The sequence below is a fragment of the Pseudomonas entomophila genome, assembly GCF_029478665.1.
In the GTDB taxonomy this organism is placed as follows: Bacteria; Pseudomonadota; Gammaproteobacteria; order Pseudomonadales; family Pseudomonadaceae; genus Aquipseudomonas; species Aquipseudomonas entomophila_F.
Window position 1 is genome coordinate 58911 of sequence record NZ_JARPQB010000022.1, and the last position, 14023, is coordinate 72933.

Annotated in this window: 16 protein-coding genes; 7 read left to right on the forward strand and 9 right to left on the reverse strand. The window is 66.5% G+C overall.

Annotated elements, in window-relative coordinates; all coding sequences use genetic code 11:
* The first annotated feature begins 92 nt into the window (after positions 1–92).
* Positions 93–617 (forward strand): histidine phosphatase family protein, encoded by a 525-nt coding sequence (locus tag P5705_RS13135; protein ID WP_277461267.1) that lies wholly within the window; start codon positions 93–95, stop codon positions 615–617.
* Between the two features lie 70 nt (positions 618–687).
* Here P5705_RS13135 and P5705_RS13140 read toward each other — a convergent pair whose 3' ends face one another.
* The gene (locus tag P5705_RS13140) at positions 688–1656 is read right to left on the reverse strand and encodes an arsenic resistance protein (protein ID WP_277461268.1); all 969 of its coding nucleotides are present in this window, start codon (positions 1654–1656) and stop codon (positions 688–690) included.
* Positions 1657–1731: 75 nt separating this feature from the next.
* On the opposite strand from P5705_RS13140, the gene P5705_RS13145 reads away from it, so the two are divergent.
* On the forward strand, positions 1732–2439 hold the full coding sequence (locus tag P5705_RS13145; RefSeq protein WP_277461269.1) for an SDR family oxidoreductase: 708 nt from the start codon (positions 1732–1734) through the stop codon (positions 2437–2439).
* Positions 2440–2534: 95 nt separating this feature from the next.
* On the opposite strand, the gene P5705_RS13150 is transcribed toward P5705_RS13145, so the two are convergent.
* Complete coding sequence (locus tag P5705_RS13150) at positions 2535–3716, reverse strand: acetyl-CoA C-acetyltransferase (protein WP_277461270.1); 1182 nt, start codon at positions 3714–3716, stop codon at positions 2535–2537.
* 262 nt (positions 3717–3978) lie between these two features.
* Here P5705_RS13150 and P5705_RS13155 point away from each other — a divergent pair, with 262 nt between their 5' ends.
* Together P5705_RS13155 and P5705_RS13160 are read left to right on the forward strand one after the other, a co-directional pair.
* Positions 3979–4251, forward strand: a complete 273-nt coding sequence (locus P5705_RS13155; RefSeq protein ID WP_277461271.1) for a PepSY domain-containing protein — start codon at positions 3979–3981, stop codon at positions 4249–4251.
* On the forward strand, positions 4248–4781 hold the full coding sequence (locus P5705_RS13160; RefSeq protein WP_277461272.1) for a cytochrome b/b6 domain-containing protein: 534 nt from the start codon (positions 4248–4250) through the stop codon (positions 4779–4781). The genes P5705_RS13155 and P5705_RS13160 overlap by 4 nt, the downstream gene beginning before the upstream one ends.
* Before the next feature lie 101 nt (positions 4782–4882).
* Here the strand turns inward: P5705_RS13160 and P5705_RS13165 are convergent, their stop codons facing one another.
* Genes P5705_RS13165 through P5705_RS13180 form a run of 4 tightly spaced genes read right to left on the reverse strand, consistent with a single transcriptional unit; the run spans position 4883 to position 9052 of the window.
* Entirely contained in the window at positions 4883–6007 is a 1125-nt protein-coding gene (locus tag P5705_RS13165) for an agmatine deiminase family protein (protein WP_277461273.1), read from the reverse strand.
* Between the two features lie 4 nt (positions 6008–6011).
* The gene (locus P5705_RS13170) at positions 6012–7106 is read right to left on the reverse strand and encodes an extracellular solute-binding protein (protein ID WP_277461274.1); all 1095 of its coding nucleotides are present in this window, start codon (positions 7104–7106) and stop codon (positions 6012–6014) included.
* A 3-nt stretch (positions 7107–7109) separates the two neighbouring features.
* Complete coding sequence (aguB, locus tag P5705_RS13175) at positions 7110–8006, reverse strand: N-carbamoylputrescine amidase (protein ID WP_277461275.1); 897 nt, start codon at positions 8004–8006, stop codon at positions 7110–7112.
* Complete coding sequence (locus P5705_RS13180; RefSeq protein WP_277461276.1) at positions 8003–9052, reverse strand: agmatine deiminase family protein; 1050 nt, start codon at positions 9050–9052, stop codon at positions 8003–8005. The genes aguB and P5705_RS13180 overlap by 4 nt, the downstream gene beginning before the upstream one ends.
* A 134-nt stretch (positions 9053–9186) precedes the next feature.
* Between P5705_RS13180 and P5705_RS13185 the strand changes: the two genes are divergently transcribed.
* From P5705_RS13185 to P5705_RS13195, 3 genes are all read left to right on the forward strand, one after another.
* Positions 9187–10035: a LysR substrate-binding domain-containing protein gene (locus P5705_RS13185; RefSeq protein ID WP_277461277.1), complete on the forward strand. Its 849-nt coding sequence runs from the start codon at positions 9187–9189 to the stop codon at positions 10033–10035.
* 262 nt (positions 10036–10297) lie between these two features.
* Positions 10298–11497 carry an enoyl-ACP reductase FabV gene (gene fabV, locus P5705_RS13190; protein WP_277461278.1) on the forward strand — a complete coding sequence of 400 codons (1200 nt, stop codon included), beginning with the start codon at positions 10298–10300 and terminating at the stop codon, positions 11495–11497.
* Positions 11498–11636: 139 nt separating this feature from the next.
* Positions 11637–12542, forward strand: a complete 906-nt coding sequence (locus P5705_RS13195; RefSeq protein WP_277461279.1) for an alpha/beta hydrolase family protein — start codon at positions 11637–11639, stop codon at positions 12540–12542.
* Positions 12543–12637: 95 nt separating this feature from the next.
* Here the strand turns inward: P5705_RS13195 and P5705_RS13200 are convergent, their stop codons facing one another.
* Genes P5705_RS13200 through folM form a run of 3 tightly spaced genes read right to left on the reverse strand, consistent with a single transcriptional unit; the run spans position 12638 to position 14015 of the window.
* Positions 12638–12979, reverse strand: coding sequence for a HopJ type III effector protein (locus P5705_RS13200; protein ID WP_277461280.1), 342 nt, complete (start codon positions 12977–12979; stop codon positions 12638–12640).
* Positions 12972–13268, reverse strand: a complete 297-nt coding sequence (locus P5705_RS13205; RefSeq protein WP_011535663.1) for a DUF1244 domain-containing protein — start codon at positions 13266–13268, stop codon at positions 12972–12974. The genes P5705_RS13200 and P5705_RS13205 overlap by 8 nt, the downstream gene beginning before the upstream one ends.
* A 9-nt stretch (positions 13269–13277) precedes the next feature.
* A complete protein-coding gene (gene folM, locus P5705_RS13210) occupies positions 13278–14015 on the reverse strand; it encodes a dihydromonapterin reductase (RefSeq protein ID WP_277461281.1) in 738 nt (245 codons plus the stop codon).
* Positions 14016–14023: the final 8 nt, after the last annotated feature.

Consider the following 14023-nt stretch of genomic DNA (forward strand, 5'->3'; position numbering starts at 1 on the left):
TAGGAGCGGCCTTGTGCCGCGAAAGGGCTGCATGGCAGCCCCGGGATCGTTCAGGCACCATCGTACTTTCGACTGTGACCAGAGCCTCGGCCATGAAATCCATCCACCTCACCCTCATCTGTCACGCCCGCACCGAGGCGCAACGGGTGGGGCGCTTTGCACTCGACGACGATCCGCTTCGCGATCCACCGTCCCCTCCCATCGAACTGGCCACAACCCCCCGTTGCCTTTGCGCACCAGAGCTGCGCGCCCGCGAGACCGCCGAGGGCCTGGCCGCGACCATCGATGAAGGCCTGCGCGATTGTGACCTGGGCACCTGGAAAGGCCTGCCGCTCAAGCAACTGGACGAGCGCGAGCTTCAGGCTTGGCTGGCCGACCCGCATGCCACGCCCCATGGCGGTGAACCGATTGCCGCCCTGTGCCAGCGTGTCGCGCGGTGGATGGACGGCGCCCTGGGCGAGGGGGAATGGATCGCTGTCAGCCATCCCTTCGTCATCCGCGCCGCGATGCTGCATGCGCTGAGTGCGCCTTTCGAGTCGTTCCATCGCATCGACGTGCCGCCGCTGGCGCGTGTGCGCTTGAGCCATTACGGCCAATGGCGGCTGCAGTTGGTGTAGGAGCCAGCCTTGCTGGCGATGGGTTCGACGCCGATTTCAGGGTGGGCCGGTTCGCCAGCAAGGCTGGCTCCTACAGCTGCGCGGGGGCACGTACCAGCGCCGGCACGGCGCGGACATAGACCAGCTCGCTTACCAACTCCACCAGCGTCTGGGTGATCACCGCCGCCGCCGCCAATGCCCGGATCGGCTCAGGCAATGCCAACGCCAGCGGCAGCACCACCAGCGAGTTGCGCGTGGCGGCACTGAAGGTCACCGCCCGGGCCGCGCCGGTGGGCAACTTGAACAGCCGCGCCGCGACCACCCCGAGCACCGGCGCCAGCAGGGCGAAGCCGACATACACCGGCACCACCGGCAGCAGGTCGTCCAGCCGGCTGGCCACCACGCCGATCTGCGAACCGATCACCGCGATCAGCACCAGCGCCATGGCCGGTACCGGCAGCCAGGCCCAGGTGTCGTTCCATTTCGAAACCAACACCGAGCGCCGCGCGCCGGCGCTGGTGGCGACCGCCAGCAACAGCGGCAGCACGATCAACAGGACGAAGGCCTCGACGAAGGGCGCCACCGAGATGTCCACGCTGCTGGTGCCACCGAGCATCAGCGCCAGATACAACGGCAGCAACGCCAGTTGCACCAGCAGCAGCACCGGCGTGGCGGCGAGGGTCAGGCGCGAGTCGCCTTTACCGATATGGGTGAACACCACCACGTAGTCGATGCACGGCGTCAGCAGCACCAGCAGGGCACCGACCAGCACGGCGGGGTGCTCGACCAGCCCGCGAGTCCCAGCCCACACCAGCAGCGGCACCAGCACGAAGTTGGCCAGCAGCAACGCGCCCATGAAGCGTCGGTTGCCCAGGCCCGCGCGCAGGTCGAGGAAGGGGATCTGCAGGAACATCGCGTACATCAGCACGGCGATGGCCGGGGTCACCAGCGCCTCCAGTGGCTGGGCAACGCCCGGCGCAAGCAGGCCGATGGCGGCGGCGAGCGCCACGGCAATGAAATAAAGGGGGATCTGATTGCGTTCGAGTTGATCTCTGTCCACGGATGCCTGGTTTTTCCGACTGAATTGCTAGGTGGGGCAGGGTACTATCTGGCGCAGTCCATAGGGAGCAATTCGATGCGAATTCTAGTGGTAGGTGCGAGCAAGGGATTGGGTAGGGCACTGGTCGAGGGCCTGGGTGACGCGGGCGATACGCTGATAGGCGTGTCGCGCACCCGACCGGCGTCGTTGCCGGGCACGGTGCACTGGGTCGAGGCAGACCTTGGCCAGCCGCGCCAGGCTGCGGCGGTCATCCATGAGGCGGTGGCCGACGGCGGGCTGGATGTGCTGGTGTACAACGTCGGCATCTGGGAAGAGCGGGCCTTCGAGGAAGGCTACAGCTTCCTCGACGATGACGAGGGGCAGATCGAGCGCATGGTGGGCACCAACATCACCGCGCCGCTGCTGCTGATCAAGCGCCTGCTGCCGGTGCTGCTCAAGAGCGAGCGGCCACGGATCATCCTCACTGGCTCCACGTCGGGCCTGCCTGGCAGTGGTCGGCCTGAAGTCACCTTCGGCGCCAGCAAGTTCGGCCTGCGCGGCATCGCCGAGACACTGCGCGAAGGCTTCCGCGAGCAGGGCCTTGGCGTGAGTTGCCTGAACCTCGGTTACCTGAACACCGAGGATGGGCTGGACGTGCCGCTGGCCGAGGCCGAGCAGCGCGGCGAGGGTTCGTTGATCCCGCTGCATGATGTGGTGCAGGTGTGCCGGATGATGTTGAGCCTGTCGGCGGCCAGCTACGTGCGTGACATCACCCTGCCGGCGCTGCGGGATGAGCGCTTCTGATATGCGCTGACGGCGGGTGGCCCATTCGCCGGCAAGGCCGGCTCCTACCGGTATCGTGTAGACCCCCGTAGGAGCCGGCTTGCCGGCGAACCGGATCAGCCGCGCTCGATCGCCAGCGCCACGCCCTGGCCGCCGCCGATGCACAGGGTCGCCAGGCCTTTCTTGGCATCACGCTTGATCATCTCGTGCAGCAAGGTCACCAGCACCCGGCAACCTGATGCACCGATCGGGTGGCCCAGGGCGATCGCGCCGCCGTTGACGTTGACCTTCGCGGCGTCCCATTCCAGCTGCTTGCCCACGGCCAGGGCCTGGGCGGCGAAGGCTTCGTTGGCCTCGATCAGGTCCAGCTCGCCCAGCTGCCAGCCGGCCTTGTCCAGGCAGCGCTGAGTCGCCGACACCGGGCCGATGCCCATGATCGCCGGGTCCACGCCGGCGCTGGCGTAGGCGGCGACCTTGGCCAGCACCGGCAGGCCGAGGGCCTTGGCTTTGGCGGCGCTCATCAGCAGCACCGCGGCGGCGCCGTCGTTGAGGCTGGAGGCGTTGCCGGCGGTGACGCTGCCGTCCTTCTTGAACGCGGCGCGCAGCTTGCCGAGGGATTCGGCGCTGGTGCCGGGGCGGGGTTGCTCGTCGGTGTCGAACACCAGCGGCTCGCCTTTTTTCTGCGGGATGTGGATCGGGGTGATTTCATCCTTGAAGCGCCCGGCCTCGATGGCGGCCACGGCCTTGCGCTGCGACTCGGCGGCGAAGGCGTCCTGTTGCTCGCGGGTAAGGCCGTACTTGTCCACCAGGTTCTCGGCGGTGATGCCCATGTGGTAGTCGTTGAAGGCGTCCCACAGGCCGTCGGTGATCATGCTGTCGATCAGTTGGCCATGGCCCATGCGCTGGCCGGTACGGGCCGACGGCATCACGTAGGGCGCCAGGCTCATATTCTCCTGGCCACCGGCGATCACCACCTCGGCGTCGCCGCAGCGGATGGCCTGGGCGGCCAGGTGCAGTGCTTTGAGGCCCGAGCCGCAGACCTTGTTCAGGGTCAGGGCCGGGACCTCGAAGGGCAGGCCGGCCTTCACGGCGGCCTGGCGGGCGGGGTTCTGGCCGGCGCCGGCGGTGAGCACCTGGCCGAGGATCACTTCGTCGACCTGGGCCGGGTCCAGCTGGGTCTGGGCCAGCAGTTGGCGGATCACGGCGGCGCCCAGCTCGACGGCGGACACGTTGGCCAGGGCCCCCTGGAAGCTGCCGATGGCAGTGCGGGTGGCGGCGACGATGACGACTTCGTTCATTGTTGTTCTCCGGGATACGAGCGTGATCGCCACAGCATCCATGGGCGCCGCTTATTTGGGAAGTTTGTTTTTCTTTGCCATTGATCCGAATTTCAAATGAATAGGTGGGTTTGGCGATGGGCAACTAAGCTTGCTGGCAGTTGTTCGCCGGCAAGCCGGCTCCTACCCGGTCAACGCCAGGCGCTATCCCTGTAGGAGCCGGCTTTGCTGGCGAATGGGCCGCACCGCGGCCCCAATTCCCAACCCGCAAGGAATCCCGACCATGCGCCAAACCCTGATCCTCCCCATCCTGCTGCTCGCCAGCACCGCTGCCTTTGCCGCCGAACCGAAGTGCACCACCGCCGACAAGGCCACCTGGCAGGACGCCGACCAGTTCCAGGCCAAGCTCAAGGACGAGGGCTACAAGATCAGCAAGTTCAAGGTCACCAAAGGCAACTGCTACGAGATCTACGGCTTCGACAAGGACGGCCGCAAGGTCGAGATCTACCACGACCCGGTGAGCGGCAAGGCGGTCAAGACCGAGATCCATAAATGACCGCCAGCGTGCGGCTGTGGGACCCGTTGCTGCGGGTGTGCCACTGGTCGCTCGCTGGGGTGTTCTTCGCCGATTACTTTTTCAACGAGGTGGGTGACGACTGGCACCAGTGGCTGGGCTACTACGCCTGCGCGTGCCTGCTGTTGCGCGTGGTGTGGGGCTTCGTCGGGCCGCGCAGCGCGCGCTGGGCGGACTTTTGGCCGACGCCGGTGCGGCTGATGAATCATGGCCGGGCGCTGTGGCGTGGCGAGCGTTATCACCGCCTGGGGCACACGCCGATCGGTGCGCTGGTGATGGTGCTGATGATGCTGGGCATCGCCAGCCTGGGCGTAACGGGCTGGATGATGCTGGAGGTGGATGCGTTCTGGGGCGCCGAGTGGCTGGATACGCTGCACAGCTGGCTGGCCGATGGCGTGCTGGTGCTGGTGTGTGTGCACTTGCTGGCGGCGTTGGTGGAAAGTGTGCGGTTGCGTGAGAACCTGCCGTTGTCGATGGTGACGGGGCGAAGGCGGTCGTCTGACGAGCCGTGAGCTGCGGCCCATTCGCCGGCAAGGCCGGCTCCTACAAGGCCTGCGCAATCCAGTAGGAGCCGGCCTTGCCGGCGAATGGGCTGCACAGCAGCCCCTGGTACTCACACCGCCGGGCACTGGTTGGTCACGCAGTGAATCCCGCCCCCTCCCGCCGCGATCGCGTCGATGTCCAACTGCACCACATCCCGCCCCGGATACAGCTGCTCCAGCAACGCCCGGGCCTTCTCGTCGGCACTGCGATCACCGAACTGCGGCGCGATCACCGCGCCATTGATCACGAAGTAGTTGATGTACCCCGCGGCAAAGTCCGGGTTGTCCTTGCTGAACTTGTTGCTGCGCGGCTTCAGCGGCGGCGACATCGTGTGGATCTCCAGCTTGCGCCCATCGGCGTCGGTGGCGTTGCGCAGGATCTCCAGGTGCTCGCGGGTCACGTCGTGGTCGTAGGAGTCCGGGTCGTTGTCCAGGTTGGCCACCACCACGCCGGGCGCCGCGAAGCGCGCGTAGAAGTCGACGTGGGCGTCGGTGATGTCCTTGCCCTTGATGCCCGGCAGCCAGATGATCTTGCGCAACCCCAGCCGCTCCTTCAGTTCCTCCTCGACCTGGGCCTTGCTCCAGCCGGGGTTGCGGTTGCTGTTGATCCAGCTGCTCTCGGTCATGATCCCGGTGCCGTGGCCATCCACCTCGATGCCACCGCCTTCGCCGACCAGCTCGCTGCGCTGGTAGCCGCCACCGGCCAGCTTGGCGACACGGGCGGCGAGCCTGGCGTCCTGGCGATGCTGCTGCTTGCCGCCCCAGCCGTTGAAGTTGAAGTCCACCGCCGCCAGCTCGCCATCGTCGTCGACCACGAAGTTGGCGCCGATGTCGCGCATCCAGATGTCGTCCAGTTCGGTTTCGACGTAGGTGATGTTGTGGCTGCCGCACTCTTCCTCGGCGATATCGCGTTCGCTGGCGCGGCAGAACACCGTCACTGGCTGGTATTGGGCGATGGCGCGGGCAATGCGCCCGAGCGCGGCCTGGACGTCTTCGGTGAAGTCTTCCCAGATGGCGTCCTGGGCGCCGAAGGCGATGTAGGCGCGCGCGTGCTTTTCCCCTTCGTCGGGCATGAACCAGCGGCCCGCCTCGGCGGCGCGGGCGCTGTTGCTAGCGAATGGCAGGCCGAAGCTGGCGGCGGCGCCGAGGCCGGCGACGACGCTCAGTTGTTGGAGGAAGGTGCGGCGTGTTGGCATGGGGTCAGTCCTGTGCGGTCTTGAAGCGGGTCCAGACGCGCATGCGCGCACGCATGTCGGCCTGGGGGATATCCTTGCCCGGGATCAGCCGGGTATAGGTGGCCTCGCCGAGGTAGATGTCCGGGTTGTCGCGCAGGCGCGCGTCCACCAGGGGGCGGGCCTTGGCGCTGGCGGTGGGGTAGCCGGTGAAGTTGCTGATCGCGGCCATGTTCTCCGGGCGCATGACGAAATTGATGAAACGATAGGCGTATTCCGGGTGCTTGGCGTCGGCGGGGATGGCCATGGTGTCCATCCAGATCGTGGTGCCTTCACGCGGCACGCGGTACTGGAAGTCGATGGCCTTGCCCGCGGCTTCGGCGGTGCGCTGGGCCTGGATCACGTCGCCGCTGTAGCCCAGCGACAGGCAGGTGTTGCCGTTGACCAGCTCGGTGACCGGCTGCGATTGCAGCTTGCGCACATAGGGGCGGATGCCCTTGAGCAGTTCGCTGGCGGCGGCCAGGTCCTCGCGCTTGGCGCTGCGCGGTTCGCGCCCCAGGTAGTGGAGCACCACGGCCAGCACCTCGTCGGGCGAGTCGATGATCGAGATGCCGCAGTCGGCGAACTTTTTCGCCAGCTCCGGTTTGAACAGCAGGTCGAGGCTGTCCAGCGGGGCGTCGGGCATGCGTTCGCGGATCTTCGCCGCATCCATGGTCAGGCCGATGGTGCCCCAGGTGTAGGGCACGGTGGCCTGGCTGGCCTTGGGGTAGCGGTCGTGGAGCTGGCGCAGGCCGGGCTCGATGTCGTCGATCGCGGTCAGCTGCTTGCGGTCCAGGGCCTGCAGGCTGCCGGCGCGCATCAGCCGTTCGGCCACGGTGTCGCCGGGGAACACCAGGTCGTAGCCGCTGCGCCCGGACATCAGCTTGGCCTCGAGCACCTCGCTGCCGTCCATGACGTCGTAGATCACCGGGATGCCGGTCTCGGCGGTGAAGCGCTTGAGGGTGTCCTCGGCAAAGTAGTCGGCCCAGTTGTACAGGCGCAGGGCTTCCTGCTCGGCCTGGGCGACGCCGGCGCAGGCCACCAGGGCGGCGATGGCCAGCAGTTTCGATGGACGGCTTGGCATGGTTCAGGCCCTCGCGGTCTGTGGGGTGCGGCCGTCCAGGCTGAGCAACGGCGCGTACATGCTGGGGCGGCGGTCGCGGTAGATGCCCCAGGTCAGGCGGTCCTCGCGCATGCGTTCCAGGTCCAGGTCGTGCAGCCAGACGCCGCTGCTGTCGCGGTCGGCCTCTTGCAGCATCGCGCCCTTGTGGTCGCAGATGAACGACGAGCCGTAGAAGCGCATCGACAGGTTGTCGTCAGTGCGCGCCACTTCATGACCAACGCGGTTGGCGGCTACTACCGGCAGCAGGTTGGCGGCGGCGTGGCCGCGCATGGCCATTTGCCAATGGTCGCGCGAATCCAGCTCGGCGGCGCCCGGTTCCGAACCGATGGCGGTGGGGAACAGCAGCACCTCGGCGCCCATCAGGGCCAGGCAGCGGGCGGTCTCGGGGAACCACTGGTCCCAGCAGATACCGATGCCCAGGCGGCCGAAGGCGGTGTCCCAGACCTTGAAACCCGTGTCGCCGGGGCTGAAGTACTCCTTCTCCTGGTAGCCGATGGCGTTGGGGATGTGGGTCTTGCGGTAGACGCCCAGCAGGCTGCCGTCGGCGTCGGCCACGGTCAGCGAGTTGAAGAAGGCGTTGCCGGCGCGCTCGTACCAGCTCAGCGGCAGCACCACGCCCAGTTCCTTGGCCAGGGCGGCGAAGCGCTTGAGCAGTGGGCTGTCGTGGTAGTCCTGGGCCAGGGCCTGGTGGCTGTGGCACTGCTCGATGCAGAAGTACGGGGTGGCGAACAGCTCCTGCAGCAGGATCACCTGGGCACCCTGGGCGGCGGCCCGGCGCACCAGTTGCTCGGCGCGCTCGAGGTTGGCGGACAGGTCCCAGCTGCAGGCCATCTGCGTGGTGGCGATGCGCAGGGTGCTCATGGGCGCGCTCCCTGCCAGGCCGGCTGCTGCTGGGTGATGCAGTGGATGCCGCCGCCGCCGTGGGCGATGTGGTCGATGCGCACCGGCACGACCTCGCGGCCGGGGAAGGCCAGGGCCAGTTGCTGGGCGGCGGCCTGATCGGCGTCGATGCCATAGGCGGGCATGATCACCGCGCCGTTGGCCAGGTAGAAGTTGGTGTACGAGGCGCAGAACACTTCCGCGTCCGGGTCGACGGCGGCGCTGGCTTCATACAGGTCGAGCAGCTCGAACGCGCGGCCTTGGGCGTCGGTGGCCAGTTCCAGGGCACGGCGGTTCTCGCGGGCCACCTCGGCGTACACCGAACCCTGGTCGTGGGTGGCGTCCACCAGCAGCACGCCGGGGCGGGCGAAGGCGCACACGCCATCGACATGGCCGTCGGTCATGTCGCCGGTGACGTACTGCGGGTCGCCCGGCAGCCAGATGGTCTTGCGGATGCCCAGCAGGCGGGCGAAGCAGTCCTCGAAATCGGCTTTGCTCAGGCCCGGGTTGCGGTTGGGGTTGAGCAGCACCGACTCGGTGGTGATCAGCGTGCCTTCACCGTCCACATGGATGGCGCCGCCTTCGTTGCACAGCGGGGTGCTCAGGCCTTCGAAACCGAGCTGGTCGAGGATGCGCCGGGCCAGGCTGCGGTCCTTGCCGTGCTCGGACTTGGCGCCCCAGGCGTTGAAGCGCCAGCTCAGGCCGGCCACGCCGTGTTGCGGGTGGGTCAGGAAGGTCGGGCCGCTGTCACGGCACCAGCTGTCGTCCACGGCCAGCTCGACCAGCTCGATACCGGGGCCGCACAGCTCACGGGCGATGGCGATGGCCGAAGGATCGACCACCATCTTCACCGGCTCGAAGCGGGCGATGGTGGCCGCGACACGGGCATAGTCGCGCTGCACGTCGGCCAGGGTCACGCCCCAGCCCGACTCCCACAGCGCTTGGTTGTGCGGCCAGATCATCCAGGTGGCGGCGTGGCGGGCCCATTCGGCGGGCATGCGCCAGCCGCTGTCGAGGGACAGGGTCATAGTGAACTCCGATCTATTAGGGATTTTTATCAACGAAGCCCGCCGTCGCGGGTGTTGGTGTCAATGCTATGGCTATGAAGCGGGCCCGACAAACGATAGATTTAGCGGATTACTGATCAGTCAGGCTTATCAGCATGCTCAAACACTGGCCACCGCTAAACGCCCTGCGCGGCTTCGAAGCCGCCGCCCGCCTGGGCAGCTTCCACAAGGCCGCCGAGGCCCTGAACCTCACCCAGTCGGCGATCAGCCAGCAGATCCGCAGCCTGGAGAGCTATCTGGAGCAGCCGCTGTTCCACCGCAGCGGGCGCAGCGTCAGCCTGACCGATGCCGGGCACGACCTGCTCAGCACCACCCAGGCCCTGCTGCAGCAACTGGCGGTGGGGATCCGGCGCCTCGATCAATACCGCAAGCCCAACCAGCTGGTGGTCAACACCACCCCGGCCTTCGCCCGCCACTGGCTGCTGCCGCGCCTGGCAGATTTCCATCAGCGTCACCCGGATGTGGACCTGTGGCTGTTCACCAGCTTCGAGGTGCCGGACATGGCCAGCGAAACCATCGACCTGGCCATTCGCGACGATATCGGGCCGCAGGCTGAATGCAGCTTTACCGTGTTGCATCAGGACCAGCTGTATCCGGCCTGTCACCCGGCGTTGCCCGAGACTGGGCGCACCACCCTGCATGGCGAGCGGGAGATGGACTGGAGCCATTGGCAGCTGGAGGGGGGGGAGGAAGTGGGGCAGCAGGGCAAAGGACTGAATTTTTCCGACCCGGGGCTGCTACTGGAGGCGGCGGGTGAGGGGCTGGGGATTGCTTTGGTCAGCCAGCTGCTGGCGCGGCGGATGGTCGATGAGGGGCGCTTGCGGCCCTTGTCTGAGCAGCGTGTGCGTGGACCTGTGTGGAGCTGCCTGGTGCACTGGGAAAGCCAGGAGGATCCGCTGGCGCGGCAATTCCTGGCGTGGTTGCGCGAAGCCCTGCTGCGCTGAGGGTGCGATTGCCTGTGGGAGCATGGCACTGTGTTCGCCGGCAAAGCCGGCTCCTACAATGACCGCGCCAGCCTCAAGATCGATGCCATACCTGTAGGAGCCGGCTTTGCCGGCGAATGGGGCCGTGCAGACAATGCAGCAATGCGAATCACCCCGTAATATGTGTCGGATATTCCGCGAGGGTAGTCTCACCCTCTAGATCAAACGGAACCGCCCCCTGATGCGGGCGTTTCCCCAGCCTAAACCTGAAGAGGTACAGACATTGGCCATCATTCATCCCAAGGTTCGCGGTTTCATCTGCACCACGACTCACCCCAAGGGCTGCGAGCTCAACGTCCGTGACCAGATCGAAGCCACCCGCAAGCTGGGCGTGCGCGAGGATGGTCCGAAGAAAGTCCTGGTGATCGGCGCCTCCAGCGGCTACGGCCTGGCCGCGCGCATCACCGCGGCGTTCGGCTTCAAGGCCGACACCCTGGGCGTGTTCTTCGAAAAGCCGGGCACCGAGACCAAGGCCGGTACCGCCGGCTGGTACAACGCCGCCGCCTTCGACAAGTTCGCCAAGGCCGAAGGCCTGTACAGCAAGTCGATCAACGGTGACGCCTTCTCCGACGAAGCCCGCGCCAAAGTGATCGAGCTGATCAAGACCGAAATGGGCGGCCAGGTCGACCTGGTGATCTACTCCCTGGCCTCGCCGGTGCGCAAGCTGCCGCAGACCGGTGAAGTGATCCGCTCGGCGCTCAAGCCGATCGGCCAGCCGTACAAGTCGACCGCCATCGACACCAACAAGGACACCATCATCGAGGCCAGCATCGAGCCGGCCACCGAGCAGGAAATCGCCGACACCGTCACCGTGATGGGCGGCCAGGACTGGGAGCTGTGGATCGACGCCCTGAACGCCGCTGGCGTGCTGGCGCCGCAGGCCCGCACCGTGGCCTTCAGCTACATCGGCTCCGACATCACCTGGCCGATCTACTGGGACGGCGCGCTGGGCAAGGCCAAGCAGGACCTGGACGAAACCGCCCAGCGCCTGGGCAAGAAAGTTGGTGGCAGTGCCAACGTTGCGGTGCTGAAGTCGGTGGTCACCCAGGCCAGCTCGGCGATCCCGGTGATGCCGCTGTACCTGTCGATGGTCTTCAAGATCATGCAGGAGAAGGGTATCCACGAAGGTACCCAACACCAGCTGGACCGCATGTTCCGTGATCGCATGTACCGTGAAGACGGTGCGCCGGCTGCCCTGGATGACGAAGGCCGTCTGCGTCTGGACGACTGGGAACTGCGTGATGACGTGCAGGACGCCTGCCGTGCCATGTGGCCAAAGGTGACCACCGAGAACCTGTTCGAGCTGACCGACTACGCCGGTTACAAGAAGCAGTTCCTCAACCTGTTCGGCTTCGAGCGCGCTGACGTCAACTACGACGAAGACGTGGCCACCGATGTGAAGTTCGACTGCGTCGAGCTGTAAGGCCTTCGGGTTGTTCGCCGGCAAGCCGGCTCCTACGGGGAAGCGCCGCTCCTGAGATTGGCGCAGCCCTCGTAGAAGCCGGCTTGCCGGCGAAAGGACCCTTTTGCTAGCGTTGGCGCACAACCGCAGGGAGCGCGCCATGAGCAGCCTCACTCAACCCGCCACCGCCTTCCACCACACCGCCGCCGATGGCTACCGTCTCGGAGGCTTTCGCTGGCGCCATGCCACGCCCGACCGCCAGCGCCCGCTGGTGATCATCAATGCCGCCACCTCGGTGCGCTGCCGCTACTACACCCGTTTCGCCGACTATCTCTTCGCCCAGGGCTTCGATGTGCTGACCTACGACTACCGTGGCATTGGCGAGTCGCGCCCGGCATCGCTGCGCGGCTTCCAGGCCAGCTGGAGCGACTGGGGGCGGTTGGATTTCGAGGCCATGCTGCAACTGGCCGCTGCCGAACACCCTGGCCAGCCGGTGCACGTGGTCGGGCACAGTTTCGGTGGTTGGGCGCTGGGGCTGGCGCCGTCCGCGGCGCAGGTCAGGCACGCGGTGCTGGTCGGCGCGCAGTTCGCCTACTGGCGCGACTACGCGGCGGACCAGCGCTGGCAACTGTTTGGCAAGTGGCATGTGCTGATGCCGCTGCTGACGCGCGTGTTCGGTTACTTTCCGGGCAAGCGCCTCGGTTGGCTGGAGGACACTCCGGCAGGGGTGGTGCGTGACTGGAGCACCCGCACGCCACGCTACGAGCAGCGTCCCAGCGGTCGCTTGCTCGAAACGCCGCCGTTCGCCCAGGTGCGGGCCGCCACCCTGGCCATCAGCCTGACCGACGACCCGTTCGGCACGGTGGCCGCGACCGAGCGTCTGTTGGGCTATCTGGACGGTGCCGTGCGCAGGCACCTGCGGCTGGCGCCTGTGGATATCTCGGTCGAGGCGATCGGCCATTTCGCCTTTTTCCACGACCGTTTCCGCGAAAGCCTGTGGCCGATCGCATTGAGCTGGCTACAACAAGCCAATCTCCCCGCCAAGACCCCAGGCCGCGTCCTGTAGGAGCCAGCCTTGCTGGCGATGCAAGGCGCAGCCTTGCCTGCATCACACCGACGCTTTCGCCAGCAAGGCTGGCTCCTACAGGTGGGCGTGCTTCTTCAGGCCAGGCGCGCCAGCGGTTGTGCAGCGAACTTCACACCAGCCAACCCATGCCTGATCAGCGCACGGATGTTGCCATGGTCGCTGCCCTCGGGCGTGGCCACCACGCTGCGGTAGTGCTCACCGAAGGCCAGCAGCGCTTCCTGGTCGCTCAACCCTTCCAGCAGGGCCAGGCCCAAGGTCTTGCACGAGCCCTCGTTCTGCCCGGCGGCATTGTGCACATCGCCGTTGTCGAAGGCCTGGGGCTGGTAGCTGTAGTGGGTGGCAACGAAGGCCAGGGTGTCGGCAAACACATGCTCGCCGCTGGCGAGGCTGCTGCGCAGGGTGTTCAGGTCAGTCACGGGGTTTTCCTTGTTCGAACGCCGCTTGCTGCTCGGCGCTGGCTTCTTTCTGGTGGAGGGCTTTCCAGTCGTTGTAGGGCATGCCGTACACCTGCTCGCGGGCATCGTCCAGGCTCAGTTCGATCTGGCGATCGTCGGCGGCGGCCTTGAGCCATTTCGACAGGCAGTTGCGGCAGAAGCCGGACAGGTTCATCAGGTCGATGTTCTGCACGTCGGTGCGTTTTTGCAGGTGGTCGACCAGGCGCCGGAACGCGGCGGCTTCGAGCTCGAGCTGTTGTTGCGGGGTCATGGGCGTCTCTCAGGTCATGCGGTTCTTCAGATGGCGGCCACCGTTGATGACCAGCTGGCTGCCGGTGCTGTACTGGCTTTCCAGCAGGAACAGCACGGCGTCGATCAGCGGGCGGGCGCCGGGTTCGAATTCGAGCAGGGCTTTCTTCAGCGTCTGCTGGCGGTACTGCTCGTCGCCACCTTCCTTGAGAATGAGCAGGCCCGGCAGGATACCGTTGACGCGTACCTTGGGCGCGTACTTTTCGGCGAACGACAGCACCATGTTCTGCAAGGCGGCCTTGGTGGCCGCATAGCCGATATGGCTCTTGCTGCCGCGCGAGGAGGTCTCGTCGCAGATATGGATGATGTCGGCCTTGTCCACCTTGGCCAGCAGCTCGCCGAGCGCCAGGTTGAGGTGGTAGGGCGCCTCGACGTGCAGGCGGAACATGGTGTCGAGGTTGTCGAGGCCGTCGTCGAGCCACAGCGAGGCGTTGTGGATGATCGCGCGCAGGCCGTCGTAGTGGCTGTGCAGGTGGTCGATCAGGGCCTGGCGGTCGGCGGCTTGTGTCAGGTCGGCCTGGAACTGGCGGATGTTCGGGTGCGGCGCCTGCGGGTGCAGGCTGCGGCTGGCGCTGACCACCGTATGGCCGGCCTGTGCCAGCTCAAGGGCCAGGGCCAGCCCGACGCGCTGGCTGGCTCCGGTGATGAGGATTGGGCTGTTCATGTGCGGGGTGGTCTGTTCGTCTGTCCGTGCGTGATGCCCCAGCATACCCGAAC

Bases quoted from the DNA above. Each gene is read 5' to 3' on its own strand.
- P5705_RS13135 (WP_277461267.1), top strand. From the start codon at position 93: ATGAAATCCATCCACCTCACCCTCATCTGTCACGCCCGCACCGAGGCG.
- P5705_RS13145 (WP_277461269.1), top strand. From the start codon at position 1,732: ATGCGAATTCTAGTGGTAGGTGCGAGCAAGGGATTGGGTAGGGCACTG.
- P5705_RS13150 (WP_277461270.1), bottom strand. From the start codon at position 3,716: ATGAACGAAGTCGTCATCGTCGCCGCCACCCGCACTGCCATCGGCAGC.
- P5705_RS13155 (WP_277461271.1), top strand. From the start codon at position 3,979: ATGCGCCAAACCCTGATCCTCCCCATCCTGCTGCTCGCCAGCACCGCT.
- P5705_RS13160 (WP_277461272.1), top strand. From the start codon at position 4,248: ATGACCGCCAGCGTGCGGCTGTGGGACCCGTTGCTGCGGGTGTGCCAC.
- P5705_RS13165 (WP_277461273.1), bottom strand. From the start codon at position 6,007: ATGCCAACACGCCGCACCTTCCTCCAACAACTGAGCGTCGTCGCCGGC.
- P5705_RS13170 (WP_277461274.1), bottom strand. From the start codon at position 7,106: ATGCCAAGCCGTCCATCGAAACTGCTGGCCATCGCCGCCCTGGTGGCC.
- aguB (WP_277461275.1), bottom strand. From the start codon at position 8,006: ATGAGCACCCTGCGCATCGCCACCACGCAGATGGCCTGCAGCTGGGAC.
- P5705_RS13180 (WP_277461276.1), bottom strand. From the start codon at position 9,052: ATGACCCTGTCCCTCGACAGCGGCTGGCGCATGCCCGCCGAATGGGCC.
- P5705_RS13185 (WP_277461277.1), top strand. From the start codon at position 9,187: ATGCTCAAACACTGGCCACCGCTAAACGCCCTGCGCGGCTTCGAAGCC.
- P5705_RS13195 (WP_277461279.1), top strand. From the start codon at position 11,637: ATGAGCAGCCTCACTCAACCCGCCACCGCCTTCCACCACACCGCCGCC.
- P5705_RS13205 (WP_011535663.1), bottom strand. From the start codon at position 13,268: ATGACCCCGCAACAACAGCTCGAGCTCGAAGCCGCCGCGTTCCGGCGC.
- folM (WP_277461281.1), bottom strand. From the start codon at position 14,015: ATGCTGGGGCATCACGCACGGACAGACGAACAGACCACCCCGCACATG.